Annotated in this window: 13 protein-coding genes; 7 read left to right on the forward strand and 6 right to left on the reverse strand. The window is 68.3% G+C overall.

Features of this window, described 5'->3' with window-relative positions; translation table 11 throughout:
• Positions 1 to 98 precede the first annotated feature (98 nt).
• The gene (locus ACFV15_RS16145) at positions 99 to 431 is read right to left on the reverse strand and encodes a hypothetical protein (RefSeq protein WP_378351232.1); all 333 of its coding nucleotides are present in this window, start codon (positions 429 to 431) and stop codon (positions 99 to 101) included.
• Between the two features lie 170 nt (positions 432 to 601).
• On the opposite strand from ACFV15_RS16145, the gene ACFV15_RS16150 reads away from it, so the two are divergent.
• The 4 genes from ACFV15_RS16150 (at position 602) to ACFV15_RS16165 (ending at position 4,645) form a co-directional block, all read left to right on the forward strand.
• The gene (locus ACFV15_RS16150) at positions 602 to 1,774 is read left to right on the forward strand and encodes a sensor histidine kinase (protein WP_378351233.1); all 1,173 of its coding nucleotides are present in this window, start codon (positions 602 to 604) and stop codon (positions 1,772 to 1,774) included.
• A 9-nt stretch (positions 1,775 to 1,783) separates the two neighbouring features.
• On the forward strand, positions 1,784 to 2,446 hold the full coding sequence (locus tag ACFV15_RS16155) for a response regulator (RefSeq protein ID WP_378351234.1): 663 nt from the start codon (positions 1,784 to 1,786) through the stop codon (positions 2,444 to 2,446).
• Between the two features lie 62 nt (positions 2,447 to 2,508).
• Complete coding sequence (locus ACFV15_RS16160; protein WP_378351235.1) at positions 2,509 to 3,345, forward strand: MBL fold metallo-hydrolase; 837 nt, start codon at positions 2,509 to 2,511, stop codon at positions 3,343 to 3,345.
• A gap of 121 nt (positions 3,346 to 3,466) precedes the next feature.
• Entirely contained in the window at positions 3,467 to 4,645 is a 1,179-nt protein-coding gene (locus ACFV15_RS16165) for a PucR family transcriptional regulator (RefSeq protein WP_378351236.1), read from the forward strand.
• Here ACFV15_RS16165 and ACFV15_RS16170 read toward each other — a convergent pair.
• Positions 4,600 to 4,974 (reverse strand): hypothetical protein, encoded by a 375-nt coding sequence (locus ACFV15_RS16170; RefSeq protein WP_378351237.1) that lies wholly within the window; start codon positions 4,972 to 4,974, stop codon positions 4,600 to 4,602. The two genes, ACFV15_RS16165 and ACFV15_RS16170, sit on opposite strands and share 46 nt — an antisense overlap.
• Positions 4,975 to 5,183: 209 nt before the next feature.
• Here ACFV15_RS16170 and ACFV15_RS16175 point away from each other — a divergent pair, with 209 nt between their 5' ends.
• Entirely contained in the window at positions 5,184 to 6,260 is a 1,077-nt protein-coding gene (locus ACFV15_RS16175; RefSeq protein ID WP_378351238.1) for a DUF3068 domain-containing protein, read from the forward strand.
• Here the strand turns inward: ACFV15_RS16175 and ACFV15_RS16180 are convergent.
• Positions 6,257 to 6,958 (reverse strand): class I SAM-dependent methyltransferase, encoded by a 702-nt coding sequence (locus ACFV15_RS16180; protein WP_378351239.1) that lies wholly within the window; start codon positions 6,956 to 6,958, stop codon positions 6,257 to 6,259. The two genes, ACFV15_RS16175 and ACFV15_RS16180, sit on opposite strands and share 4 nt — an antisense overlap.
• Before the next feature lie 153 nt (positions 6,959 to 7,111).
• Between ACFV15_RS16180 and ACFV15_RS16185 the strand changes: the two genes are divergently transcribed.
• The gene (locus ACFV15_RS16185) at positions 7,112 to 8,344 is read left to right on the forward strand and encodes a glycosyltransferase family 4 protein (RefSeq protein WP_378351317.1); all 1,233 of its coding nucleotides are present in this window, start codon (positions 7,112 to 7,114) and stop codon (positions 8,342 to 8,344) included.
• 930 nt (positions 8,345 to 9,274) lie between these two features.
• Here the strand turns inward: ACFV15_RS16185 and ACFV15_RS16190 are convergent.
• Together ACFV15_RS16190 and ACFV15_RS16195 are read right to left on the reverse strand one after the other, a co-directional pair.
• The gene (locus tag ACFV15_RS16190; protein WP_176968663.1) at positions 9,275 to 9,451 is read right to left on the reverse strand and encodes a hypothetical protein; all 177 of its coding nucleotides are present in this window, start codon (positions 9,449 to 9,451) and stop codon (positions 9,275 to 9,277) included.
• Positions 9,452 to 9,454: 3 nt separating this feature from the next.
• Entirely contained in the window at positions 9,455 to 11,119 is a 1,665-nt protein-coding gene (locus ACFV15_RS16195; protein WP_378351240.1) for a hypothetical protein, read from the reverse strand.
• Positions 11,120 to 11,190: 71 nt separating this feature from the next.
• On the opposite strand from ACFV15_RS16195, the gene ACFV15_RS16200 reads away from it, so the two are divergent.
• The gene (locus ACFV15_RS16200) at positions 11,191 to 12,378 is read left to right on the forward strand and encodes a polysaccharide biosynthesis protein (RefSeq protein ID WP_378351241.1); all 1,188 of its coding nucleotides are present in this window, start codon (positions 11,191 to 11,193) and stop codon (positions 12,376 to 12,378) included.
• On the opposite strand, the gene ACFV15_RS16205 is transcribed toward ACFV15_RS16200, so the two are convergent.
• Positions 12,339 to 13,229, reverse strand: coding sequence for a hypothetical protein (locus tag ACFV15_RS16205; protein ID WP_378351242.1), 891 nt, complete (start codon positions 13,227 to 13,229; stop codon positions 12,339 to 12,341). The genes ACFV15_RS16200 and ACFV15_RS16205 overlap by 40 nt on opposite strands.
• Between the last annotated feature and the right edge of the window lie 134 nt (positions 13,230 to 13,363).

Consider the following 13,363-nt stretch of genomic DNA (forward strand, 5'->3'; position numbering starts at 1 on the left):
TGCCCCGTGATTTTCCCCGTAGGATTAAAACAGCCGGGGGGGGGGGGTGCCCCCCCCCCCCCCCCGCCACGCCGTTCCCCCTTCACACCGGAGCCCCCTCAGCCTCCGATGCCGGTCTCGACGGCGTCCGCGCCGTACGTGCTGTCGACGGTCATCTCGTAGGAGGACCGGCTGACCCGCTCCGGCTCCTCGACCGCCTTGCCGAAGCCGACCGCCCACGCCGTGCAGACAGCCAGGCCGGCCAGCGACACCATGGCACCCGCGATCGAGAGCCCTTTGTTCGTCGCGATTCCCTTGCTGGCACGGGAAAGCCCGACCGCGGAGAGCACGAGTCCGACCACCACCAGCGGCGAGAACGCCAGGCCTGCCAGCCCGAACACGAGACCGGTGGCGCGGGGCCTGCTGCGGGGGAACGAGGTCTGCTGGGTCACGGGGCTTCCTTTCACCGGCGGTGAGCTGGGAGCAGACAACCAGCGCGCCGGGGGTTCCCGCGTCGTTCTCGGCGCGCAGACCCGTTACGACGAAAGTCGTCATTACGGGGTGTCCATCCGAGACGATCAGCTGATCCCGTCGCAGCACGGCCGGTGCGTAGGCTCAGCGCATGGGAAGGCGTGTGTTCCAGGTGCTGCTCACCGTGCTCGCTGTGGTGGCCTCGGTGCTGAGCAGCATCGTCATGTTCGGCTCATACGGCTGGGTCGAGGCGGAGCAGACCTTCCATCCCGACGCGTGGTCGATCACCTCGTTCTTCCTCGGGATCGTGGCGGCCATCCTGCTGTGCTGGCGGCACCGCTGGCCCGAGGTGATCACCGGCATCGCGCTGCTGCCCCCACTGGTGCTGGTCGGCGACTCGATGGCCGCGCTGATCGCGCTCGCCGCGCTGGCGGCCCGCCGCCGCGACCACGTGCTCTGGATCGGCGCGGCACTCGTCACCGCGGCGACCGCGCGAGCCGTCGCCCGCGACGCGTACAACCCCGAGACCACGATCGCCGGGCTGTGGATCAGTGGCACCGGGTCCAGCTGGCAGGTCTTCGGCATCGCGATCACGACCGCCGTGTTCGTCGCCGTGCCGCTCGTGGTCGGCATCGTGAGCGGCATCCGCAACGACCTCGCGCTCCGCGAAGTCCACGAGCGCGAGCTGCGCGCCGAAATGACCCGCCGCGAGGAGCGCACCCGCATCGCCCGCGAGATGCACGACGTGCTCGGCCACCGCCTGTCCCTGCTCTCCCTGCAGGCGGGAGCGCTCGAGGTCAGCAAGGACGCGCAGGCGTCGAGCGAAGCGGCCAAGAGCGTCCGCACCACGGCCCGCCAATCACTCGACGACCTGCGTCAGGTCATCGGCGTCCTCCGCGACGGCGACGCGCCGGTCGGCGAGCCCGCCAAGCCCCAGCCGACACTGGCCGACATCCCCGAGCTGATCGCCAACGCCCGCACGGCAGGCATGGTCATCAACGTGACCATCCTGCTCAACGAGGCAGGCACGGCGCCCGCCCAGCTGGGCACGGCCACCTACCGCATCCTGCAGGAATCCCTCACCAACGCGCTCCGCCACGCCCCCGGCGCCCCGGCCGACCTGACCGTCCGCGGCGCGCCCGGCGCGGGACTGACCATCGAGGTGGCCAACCCGCTGCCCTCGGTCGCCCACCCGTCACCGGGCTCCGGCACCGGCCTGACCGGCGTCGCCGAGCGCGCGAGCCTGCTCGGCGGCTCGGCCACCGCGGGCCCGTCGGGCGGCATGTTCGCACTCCGCGCCTGGCTGCCGTGGGAGGCGCACTAACCTGGGGTGGTGAACCAGCTGCGAGTCCTGCTCGTGGACGACGACCCGCTCGTGCGCACCGGCCTGTCCATGATCCTGGCCAGCACGGACGACATCCGGGTGGTCGCCGAGGCGAGTGACGGCGACGAGGCGGTCGGCCAGGTCAACCTGCACGGCCCCGACGTGGTCCTGATGGACATCCGCATGCGCCGCATGAACGGCCTCGAAGCCACCGCCGCGCTCATGACGCTCCCCAGCCCACCCAAGGTCGTCGTCCTCACGACCTACGACCTCGACGAATACGTCTTCGACGCACTCGACGCAGGCGCCAGCGGCTTCCTGCTCAAGGAGTGCTCACCCCAGGAGATCATCGACGCGGTCCGCCTGGTCGCCGCGGGCGAGGCCATGCTCACCCCGAGCGCCACCCGCAGGCTCATCGGCCAGTTCGTCGCCACCCGGACGAGCCCACGCCGCCAGCAGGCCCGTGCGGCATTGGCTTCACTGAGCGACCGGGAACGGGAAATCGTCACGACCGTCGCCCAGGGAAAGACCAACGCGGAAATCGGCGCCGCGCTGCATTTGAGCGAAGCCACGGTGAAAACGCACATCACCCGCGTGTTCGCGAAGCTGGACGCGACAAACCGGGTCCAGCTCACGATTTTCGCCTACGAAGCGGGCTTGGTTTCAGCCTGACGTGCCCTCGCGTTGGTAATGTCCCGGCCAGCGATTGCCCATCACGAGCGGAGGGGGCCACCGTGCTGACGCAGGTCGCCGAGGGTGTACTGATCCACCAGAGCGAGTTGCTCCAGAACAACACGGTCGTCGTGCGGGGCCGCGACGGCGTGTTGCTCATCGACCCCGGGATTCAGGGCTCCGAAATGGCCTGCCTCGCGAACGACCTTCGCGAGCTGGGCCTGCCCGTTGTGGCGGGCTTCGCGACGCACCCTGACTGGGATCACGTGCTCTGGCACGCCGAACTCGGCGAAGCTCCCCGTTACGGAACGGCCCGCTGCGCGGCGTTCACCCGAGAGGTGCTCTCGAACGCGGACTGGAAGGCCCGCGTCGCCGAGGGGTTGCCGCCGGAAATCGCCGACGACACACCGCTCGACCTGTACGGCCTCATTATCGGCCTGCCCGCCGAAACGACGCGGATTCCTTGGGACGGGCCGAAAATCCGGATCGTCGAGCATCCGGCGCACGCACCGGGCCATGCGGCGCTGGTGGTCGGGGAAAGCGGCGTTCTGGTCGCGGGCGACATGCTGTCCGATGTCTTCGTTCCGATGCTCGACGACTTCACCGACACCAATGACCCGGTCGAGGAGTACCTCGTCGGTCTGCGGCTGCTCGAACGCGTGGCAGACGACGTCGATGTGCTCGTACCCGGGCACGGGTCCGCCTGCGGAGCCGATCAGCTCCGCGCACGGATCGAGCAGGATCGGGCGTACGTGCACGCCTTGCGTGACGGCCGCACTCCCGATGACCCGCGCATCGGCCCATCGGCCAAGCCCGGCTGGGAATGGGTGAGCGACATCCACGACGGCCAGGCCCAGCGCCTCGTCAGCAGAAACAAACGCGACGGAACACCCGGTTAGAGATTCAGCCGCCGCGGCAGTCAACCGACCATTGGATGTCCGGGCCGCTTGACGTCCTTGACATCCAGCTGTCACAGGCAGTGAACTGCGTGGCCGCGTGTCACCGGGCTAGAGTCAGCGGATGGGCACCGAAGCTCTCGCCACTCCTGCTCCTCGGGAGCAGCGTGAGCTCATGCAGGCGATGCTCACCAGGCTCCCGGAGTTCGCCGACCGGCTGGCGAAGCTGCTCAGCGAGAAGGACGAGTTCTATCACCAGGTCGACGCCGTCGCGCCCGATGAGCTGCGGCAGGTGTGCCGGGCGAACCTCAAGCGGGCGCTGACCTCGTTCGCGGACGGGCGGGAACTCTCGCTCGACGCGGCGCGTAAGACCGGGCTCGCGCAGGCGCGGCAGGGGATTCCGCTGCCCGCTGTCCTCCGGGCGTTCCGGATTGGCGGGATGTTCGTCTACGAGGCGCTGCTCGGGCTGGCAGGGCCGGGGTTCATCAGCTCGGCGCAAACGGCGGCGATGAGTTCGACCGTTTGGCGCACGATCGACCTCTACTCGGACGCACTCGCCACCGCATACGACGAAGTGGCCGCGGAGCCGTCCCCGGAGCGGCGTGAACTGCTCGAAAGCCTGCTGCAGGGCAGGCTGAACGACCCGCTGGAGCTCGAAGAGGCCGCCGTGAAACTCGGGCTGCCATCGGCGGGGATGTTCGTCGCCGTGGTGAGTGAGGCCGTCGAACCCGACTGGCACAACGCGGTCGAACTGCTGTTGCGCGCGCGGCGGTGGCGGTCGGTGTGGCGGCACGGTGCCGAGGCCGGGCTGGTGGCCATCGACCGGCTCGAAGATGTGCGGCGGGTGCGGGATGTGCTGGGCTCGATGCCGCTGGCCGTCGGGATGAGCAAGCCGTTCACCGGGCTGGCCGAGATCCCGGACGCGCTGAGCCGGGCGCGGGTCGCGCGGCTTTCGCTGCCCGCCGGGACGCCGGGGGTCGCCGTTTTCGGTGATTCACCGGTGACGACGCTGGTCGCCGGCGCACCGGCCATGACGCGGGAAGTCGTGCGGGCGAGTCTGTCCGGGGTGCTCGTTTTGCCTGCCCAGGAACGAAAAGTGCTGCTCGACACGCTTGCCGCGTGGTTCGCCGGGCATGGCTCCGCGAAGCAGGCGGCCGACCGGTTGTTCGTGCATCCGAACACGGTTCGCTACCGGCTGCGGCGGGTGCAGGAGCTCACCAAACGCGACCTGACCGATCCGGTCGACATCGGCGAGCTTTACGTGGCACTGGAATCCGTGCGGCTCGAGGCCGAACCGGACTGATCGGCGTCGATGATCACGGCCAGCCGCAACAACTCGCTGCCGAAGCCGGGGCTCGCGGTGAGCCGGACCGCGAGCGTACGGCCGCGCCTGGTGACACCCACCGGGAGCGTCACCTCGGCACCCGGCCTGCGCGTCCATTGTGGACGATGACCCGGCACGGACACGACGATGTCCGGCCTCGGCGATCGCCGTCCGCGGCGCCAGCGTGACTTTCTCGCGTCGAGGTCCCGGATGACGTTGCCGTGCAACGAAAGCAGGGCGGCGACGTCCGCGACCGCGTCGCGGAGCTCGGTGTCGGCGATCGAATCGGAGTAAGCGCCGATGTCCATGGGCAGATGGTCGCCGCACCGGCATTGTCCCTGGGAACAAACATTTTTGGCCGCTTGGCCCGAACGGGGGTTCGCATACGACCTTACGGGCGAATCGGGTACCTGCGACGCACGGTCACAATTTGACCCCGGCTGACAAGAGAGTCACTATCTTGCAGCCGGTTACCGTCGGGTAGTTACGGTGTTCGCAGCCTCACCGAGGAGGACCGTTGCGACGTGTTTTCAGCCTGATCTTGCTGGGACTGGGCGTATTCGCGATCGCGATCGCGGTACTGCTGCCCACGTTCGTCTATCCCAAGCTGGCGAAGGTCCCGCTGGATCAGAACTCGACGTCCGTGCTCGAGGGCTCCGACATCCAGGTGCTGGCCGTGACCGGCAAGGGCGCGGAACTGCGCAAGGGCGCGAACCTGGCCGCCACGGCCAAGGTGCAGGCGAACTTCGAGCCGGCCGAGATGAAGGCGGGCACCGACGTCGCGGTCTGGCTGCTGGCCGTCCAGGTGGTCGACACCAAGGACAACACCATCGTCAGCGCGAGCAAGCGCCAGGTGTGCTTCGACCGCCGCACGGCCGAAGGCTACGTGCCGAAGGACGGCGAAGAGCCCAAGTGCCAGGCCAAGAGCTCCTTTGTCACCAAGCTCGACGAGTCGAAGAAGGTCCCCGAAGGCGCCAAGCCGCCGGAGAAGAACGTCGAGCGCACCCAGCCGGGCCTGCAGTTCAAGTTCCCGTTCGGCACCGAGCAGAAGACGTACAACGTCTACGACGACAACACCGGCACCGCGGTGCCCGCCGAGTTCAAGGGCACCGACACGATCAACGGTGTCGAGGTGTACAAGTTCGTCCAGAACATCGGTGACACCCAGATCGCGACGAAGACCGTGCCGGGCTCGCTCATCGGATCGCCAGAGGATTCGGTGAAGGACGTGCCGCTGTTCTACAAGGGCACGATCACCATGTGGGTCGAGCCGGTCACCGGCGTCCAGGTGAAGCAATCCCAGCAGCAGCACCAAGAACTGCGGCCCGCCATCGGCTCCGGCTCGACGACCGTGGTCTTCGACGGGACGCTCACGTTCAACCAGAAGACCATCAACGGGCTGGTCGACCAGGTCAAGGCGAACAAGGGCAAGCTGGACTTCATCACCTTCGTCGGGCCGCTCGCGTTCGGCATCGGCGGCGGCGTGATGATACTGGCCGGACTGTTCCTGCTGCTGCGCGGCCGCAAGGCGGAACCCGAGCCGGATGACCGCGCGACCCCCCAGCACGCGCGCACCAAGCAACCACTCTTCTAGGAACCCTGTTTCCTCAGCACCAAGACGAGGTTCCAGGACGCGATTTCACGGAGTCCTGGAACCCGCGCGATCCACATCGCCCAGCTCGGGTGATAACGCGGATAAGCCTGGCGCAGTTGCGCGTGCGGTGTGGCTTTCGCCCAGCGGATGGCCGCGCCGACCGACAGCGGGAACAGGGATTCACCGAATTTGTTCTTCGGTTCCTTGCCCATGGTCCGCAGATAACGCTGTCGCGCGTAATGCCCGCCGAAGAAATGCCACGGCGCGGTCTCATGGCCACCCCACGGCGAATACCACGGCGTGAAGGAGACGAAAACGGTACCGCCGGGCTTGGTGACCCGGCACATCTCGTCGAGCATCACCCACGGCTCGCCGACGTGCTCCAGCACGTTGGACGAGTAGCAGATATCCACGGATCCCGTGCGCACAGGCAGTTTGGTGCCGCTCGCGCGCACCATGTTCTCGCCGGGCGTGCCCCGCGCCGACAGCTCGCCGACATCAGGGTCGACACCGAGGTAATACGCGCCTGCCGCGCGGAAAGCGTCGGAGAAATAGCCTGGACCACCGCCGACATCGACGATCGTCCGGCCGCTCAGCGGCGTGTGATCGGCCAATTGCCTGACGGAATCCTCGGCGAGTGTCCGGTAGAAACCGTCAGGGTCGGTCTGTTCGGTGAGAAAGGAGCGGAACAACGTCACGGATCGACGCAGGGTGGCCCGATGATGACCCGGCGTTGAAATGATTCCTACCATCGAACCATCGCTTTCTGAGAATGATTCGCCTACTGTATACGCACCGGTAACGTAGCACCGCCGCCATAGGTTTGGAGAAAATCGATGTGCCGACCCCGTGTGCTCCTGGTCAACTGGCGCGACACGGGCCATCCGGAAGGCGGCGGCTCGGAACGGTACGTCGAGCGGATGGCCGAAGGACTCGCCAAGTCCGGGTACCGCGTCGAGATCCAGTGCGCGGAGTATCCGGCGGCGAACGCGGGTGAGTGGCGTGACGGCGTCCGCTATCGCAGGCGCGGCAACAAGTTCGGCGTCTACCCGCACGCGCTGCTCGCCATCCGCAAGGCACGCGCCGACCTGGTGGTCGACGTGCAGAACGGGATGCCGTTCTTCGCCAAGCTGGCCGCGCGCGGCCCGGTGCTGGTGCTCGTCCACCATGTCCACCACGAGCAGTGGATCAGCGCGCTGGGCGAGACCGTCGGCCGGATCGGCTGGTGGATCGAGTCCAAACTGGCGCCGTGGCTGTTCCGCAAGTGCCGCTACGTCACGGTTTCCGACGTCACCAAGGACGAACTGGTGACGCTCGGCGTCGACCGCTCGCGGATCGCCGTGGTGCCCAACGGGATGGACGCGCCGCCTCGTCGCGAGGTGAGCCGCAGCAAGGAACCCACGCTCGTCGCGGTGAGCAGGCTCGTGCCGCACAAGCGCATCGAGCACGCCATCGACGTCGTCGCCGAGCTCGCGCCCCGCTGGCCGACGCTACGTCTCGAGGTCGTCGGACAGGGCCCATGGCACGAGGTTCTCCGTGAGCACGCCGTCAAGCGCGGTGTCGCCGACCGGGTCCGCTTGCACGGCTGGGTCGACGAGCAGGGCAAACACGAGGTGCTCGCGCGGTCCTGGGTGCACCTGTGCCCGTCGGTGAAGGAGGGCTGGGGAATCGTGAACATGGAGGCCGCCGCGCACGGTGTGCCTTCGGTCGCGTACCGGTCGGCGGGTGGTGTCACCGAGTCCATTGTGGAAGGCGAGACCGGCCTGCTGGCCGATGACTTCGACGACTTCACGGCCCAGGTGGACAGTCTGCTCCGTGACCGGCGCCGCCGCGCCGCCATGGGCACGGCCGGTGTCGCGTGGGCAGGCAAGTTCAGCTGGGAACAGAGCGCCGTCCAGTTCGAATCACTGGTGCGCGACGTCGCCGGGCTGACCGCTCCCCGGCCGCGAACCCTGACGGCGCAAGGCGCCGACCACCCCGTCGGCCAGCCTGCCCGCGGCCGCGCCGTCGAAGTCCTTGCGGCGAGCGCGCACGGTCACCGTGCTGGTGCCGCCGACGGTCGCCGCGCCGAACGCCACGCCTGAGCGTCCGCTGGCGGCCGGATAGAACGCGATCGAGCGCACCCCGGCGGCCTCGACGACACCGAGATTCGAGACGAGGAAGGTCGAACCGAGCCTGCTCGCGAGCAGACGGGTGCCGATGCGCGCGATCTTGCTGCTGCGCGCGGGAAAATCCGGTTCCGGCGACTGCGCGGCCAATGCCGACCCGACTTCGCGCGCGACCGGTGCGCCCGCCACCCGCAGCCGGAAGAACGCGCTGTCGCGTTCCGGCTCCGGCGCGGCACCAGCCCGGCACGAGGCGCCGATCGCGGCCACCACGCGCGCGGCGGACGTGCCGTGCTCGCCGTTCCACCGCTCGGTCGCGTGCGCGGCCGCCGTGACGAGTTCCGCCGCACCGAACCGCATCCGGGGCTCGTTCCTGGCGCTGAAGACGTCACCGCCCGTCGGCGCCCCGCCGTCGGGCGTGATTCTGGCCGGTGGCGCGAAAAGTGCCTCAGCGAGCCGCTTGGCCGCCGAGGCGAGAAAGGAGGTGTCCGCGGCCCGTGCGCCGATTCCCTTGGCGCCGGAAGAAATGGGACTGTCCACAACGATCCCGAGCACGGCCAGCAGGCCGAGCCCGTCGAGCGCGCCGTGATGCGCGGCGACGAGCACCACGGGTTCGTCCGTGCACACGGCGACCCGGATCAGTGGCTCACCGCGTTCGTAAGGCCGCGCCGCGAATCGCGCGCGGGCCTGCGGAATCTCGGCCGCGCGTATCGGCTCGACGGCCGGTGGCGCACCGAGATGGGGATACCCGACCGTCGTGTCGCGAAGCCGTTCACGCACTTTTTCGGCGGACAGCACCGAAAAAAGGCATGCTTCCAGCAGGATGCTCCAGGAAACGGTGGGATCACCGTAAAGCCCGACGACGCTGTGCGCCTGGTCGGAAGCTGACTGGGACATCGGCCGAAGGCGTCAGCGATTGCCGTAGATCGTCGGCAGGTTGTCGAGCGGGTTGTACTTGTCCTGGAACCTGGCCTCCACCGTGGTGGTGGTGTCCGGGTCCGACGTGCTGACCAGTGCGAGACTGCCGCCCGCGGCGAGCCCGAGCCCGGCGAGAATGGCGGCGACGGCGCCTACCAGGGTTGCCAAGGGTTACTCCTTCTGCGGCAGGGAAATCCGGCCGGGGCTCAATCTACGCATCGGTAACATGCTGCACAACAGTGCGGCCATGATCGTTGTCAGCGCTACTCCATTCGCCAGCAGCACCCCGGTCCACGACACCGATGGCACAGCGCCCATGGCCGGTGTCCGGTACAGCGTGAGCCAAGGTCCCGACCACACCCGCGTAGCGTCGGCGAGCAACCCCGGATCGACGCGTCCAGGTGTGCCGTGCTCGACGAGAATCCAGCCAACGCCTTCAACGGCCAGCTCACGCGCCGATTTCGCCTGCCGGATTCGATCGAGCCGAGTGTCCTCGCCGGAGATCACCCGAGTGCCGACGCGAAGCGTGTCGTCGATCAGCACGGTCTTCGGCAACGCGCGCGGCGCGGGGTCGAGCTGCGTGCGGAGATCATTCCACCGGAAGACCCGGAACGTCGAAAGCGGCAACGCCAGCACATCCCCCGGCCGGTCATCGGCGGCGAGCACGTCGTGCACGGCCTGCCAATCTTCCGGGTAGTGCACGGTTTCCAGCCTGCCCCAGCCCGCGAACGCGAGATCCGGCATGACGATCAACGGGAACACGGCCGCCACCACGACGATGCCCTTGGCCCGCCGCGCGACCGTCTCGACGGCGAGCGCGAACCCGAGCGCGATCGGCAACGCCAGCCAGGCCACCCATTTCTGCGCGTCCCGCAGCAATCCGGCGCCGGGAACGTGGGACATCGCCCAGGTGAGCACGGGTTCGCCCAGCGGCAAGGTCGCGAGCGAAGCGAGCAGTACCCCGCAAACCCCGAGCAGTACCAACGACCTCGCCGGCGCGACACCCCAGCGCTGGGCCAACGTCTTGAGGCCCAGCATCGCGATCACCAAGGTCACCAGGATCAGCACCGGCGCGATCGGCCCGCTCCGGCTGTCCGGCACGACGTCGCCGTTCCAGATCCCGCCGAGCCCGAGAACGCTGAGTATCGCCGGTCCCCAGCTCTCCGGCCGCGCGCTGAAAGCGGCGACACCGGCGGGGTCGGACAGCGAGCCGCCCGGGTGAGCCAACGTCGGCACCAGCCAGGGCAGGTTAAGCAGCAAGGCGATGCTCAGCGTTTGCCAAGCCTTTCGCGGCCCAGCGGCGACTACCGCAGTGGCGGCGGCCAGCACTCCACCCGGCGGCGTAAGCATCGCGGGTGCGCAGGCGAGCACGAGGTGTGCGAGCGCTTTGGGCTGTTCTCTGAGCTTGAGGCCCGCTTTGACGATCCAGGGCAGGCACGCGTAGGTGATCAGCAACGGCCAGTGCCCGATGAACAGCCGTTCCGCGAAATACGCCGTCCACGCGTACCCGGTCGCGGCGACGAGCCGGATACCCAGGCTTTCGGTCGGCACCAGCCGTCCAGCCCCGTAAGCGGCGAAGAAGACCGACAGCACGAGCACGAGTTTCTGCACGATGTCCCCGGGCAGCACGGCTGTCGCGAGCGCGGCGACCGCGTCCGCCGGAACAGAACGAGCCAGTGAAGACCCGAGCCCGAAAGCGTCCGGCACCAGCGATTGCCGGGGCGCGAACACCATGTCGTAGCTCAGCACGAACCCGCGCCCGAGCAAGGGCGCCAGCATCAGCAGCGCGAGCCCCGCCGACACCGCGGGCAGTGCAAGTCGCCTGGTTACTCCCAACGGCCCTCCCTTTCCGCTTCCGGCCGGGCTATGGTCGCTCGATTACTCGCGGGTAATAAAGGAGCGGGTCTTTGACCGTAGCCGAAGCACGGACGGACGAGCGCGTCTCGGCGATCCTCGTCTCGCTGGCTTTGGCATGCAACAACGCGGGCAGCTACGCACTGAGTCTCGTCGCGGCCCGCATCCTCGTCCCCAGCGCGTTCGGCGAACTCAGCTCGCTGCTGGCGGTACTGGTCATCGGTGTCGTGCCCGCGATGGGCCTGCAGACGGTGACCGCGCTCCGCGTGGCCCGCAAGTCCGACACCTCCCTGATGGCACTCGGCCTGACCACGGCGGCGATCGTCGCCGGACTGGGCCTTGTGCTGGTCCCTGTACTCGTCCTCGTGCTGCACCTGGGCTCGTTCGTGCCCGCGCTGCTCCTCGCAGCCACTCTCGGCCCTCTGACGCTCCTCGGGCTGTTTCACGGCCTCTTACAGGGCAGCAGACGCTTCTCAGTACTGGCAGGCCTTATCGCGCTCGAAGGCGTTGGCAAGGTCGGAGGCTCACTCGCGGGCCTGCTCATCGCAGGCAACGCGACAGGCGCTCTCGCGGGCACGGCGCTGGGCTCACTCATGGTCGTGACGGTCAGCTGGGTGGTCTGCGGCAAACCGCGCCCTGTCCGCGGCGCACGCGTCGGCGAGGTGCTGCACACGGCGCAGGCCATGCTCGCGCTGGTCCTGCTGGTCAATCTCGACCTGGTGCTCGCCCGCCACACCCTCCCCGCGGCCGTGGCCGGTGAATACGCGCTGGGTTCGATCGTCACGAAGATCGCGTACTGGCTGCCCCAGGCGGTGGGCGTCCTGGTGCTGCCCCGGTTCGCCCACGGCGGTTCGCGACGGCGGGTGCTGCCGATCGCGTTGCTGGTGTGCGCGGGGCTGGACTCGGTGGTGCTGGCGGTTTCGCTGGTCCTCGGGCCGGGGTTACTGACGATCATCGGCGGCGCCGGGTACGCGGGCAGCACGATGGCGGTGTGGCCGTTCGCGCTCACCGGGTCGATGCTGGCGCTGGTCCAGATCCTCTTGTACGCCCGGCTCGCCGACGGTGATCGCCGGGTGACCGTGCTGATGTGGGCGGCTGTCGTGGTGGAAGTCGTTGTGGTGACGGCGTGGCTCCACGGGTCGGCCGCGCAGGTGGTGGGGGTTTCGGCTTGCTGCGTGGGCGGGCTTGCGCTGGCTGGGGCTTATGTGGAGATCCGGGCTTCGGGGCGAGGGCGGGCTTGAGCGGTCTGGTAGGCCGCGCGGAGTTCGGCGAGGACTTTCTCGGGCTCGGCGCGTAGCCGGGCCGGCGGTGTTTGGAGTAGGACTATCCCGACTTTCGTGTAGCGGGTGTTCCTCGCGAGGGTTTTGAGGTAGTCGTCGCCTTGACCGTGATGGCTGCGGGAGTCGACTTCCCAGGCGAGGGCGACTTCGTCGGCCCAGCCATCGGGTGTCGCGATGTATTCGCCTTGCCCGTCCACGATTTTCACGTTCCATCTGCAGGGCGGGAGGCCGGAACGTTGCCAGAGATGCCAGGCGTCTGCTTCGGCTACCGACCGGGCTCCGCCGAGCAGTGGGATCAGGGCGCGCCGTGGTTTCGCAGCACCTCTTGAGCTGCCCAGTTCGAGTTCTCGTGCAAGGGCTTCGGTTGTGCATCGTCCGCGCTGCACAGCCTCGGCCATGATCGCGAGGATCATGTCTTTCTCTTTGAGCCGCCGCACGGCATCAAGTACCGCTCGATGCACGGGGGCGACGGGGATGCTTTGGCGGGTCTGCGGACTCGGCAAGCGCGTGGTCGTTTCGACGTGGACGAACTTCGCACTACTGATCTTGCGGTCAGACGGGACGAGGATGTGCACGTCCTTCGGCGCCGGGAGATTCTGGAGGCCGTATCGGCGGAGTGCCCAAATGCCGGTCAGCATCGCACCTTCGCGGCCGTGGAGTATCGCCGCTTCGATGCGGTGTTCGTCGGTGGGCTCGGCGTTGCTGAGCAGCAGAATGCCGCGCAACAGTGTTTGCCAAACCCCGCGCTCGCACCGAGAGGTGATCGTGCGGCGGGGCACACCGAGACCCTCGAGCGCTACTGCCCGGATCACGATCGGCTTCGCGAGCAGTGGATTGTCCGCCCAGGTCCCTCTTCGCACCTCACCACCCTGGGCCCCTCAGCCCGGCGCGCCAAATCGCGCCCGAACCGGGTGGACCGCTCGCGTGCGAAACCCGAGTTTTGGCC

The sequence above is a fragment of the Amycolatopsis sp. NPDC059657 genome (genome assembly GCF_042734395.1).
Classification (GTDB): Bacteria; Actinomycetota; Actinomycetes; order Mycobacteriales; family Pseudonocardiaceae; genus Amycolatopsis.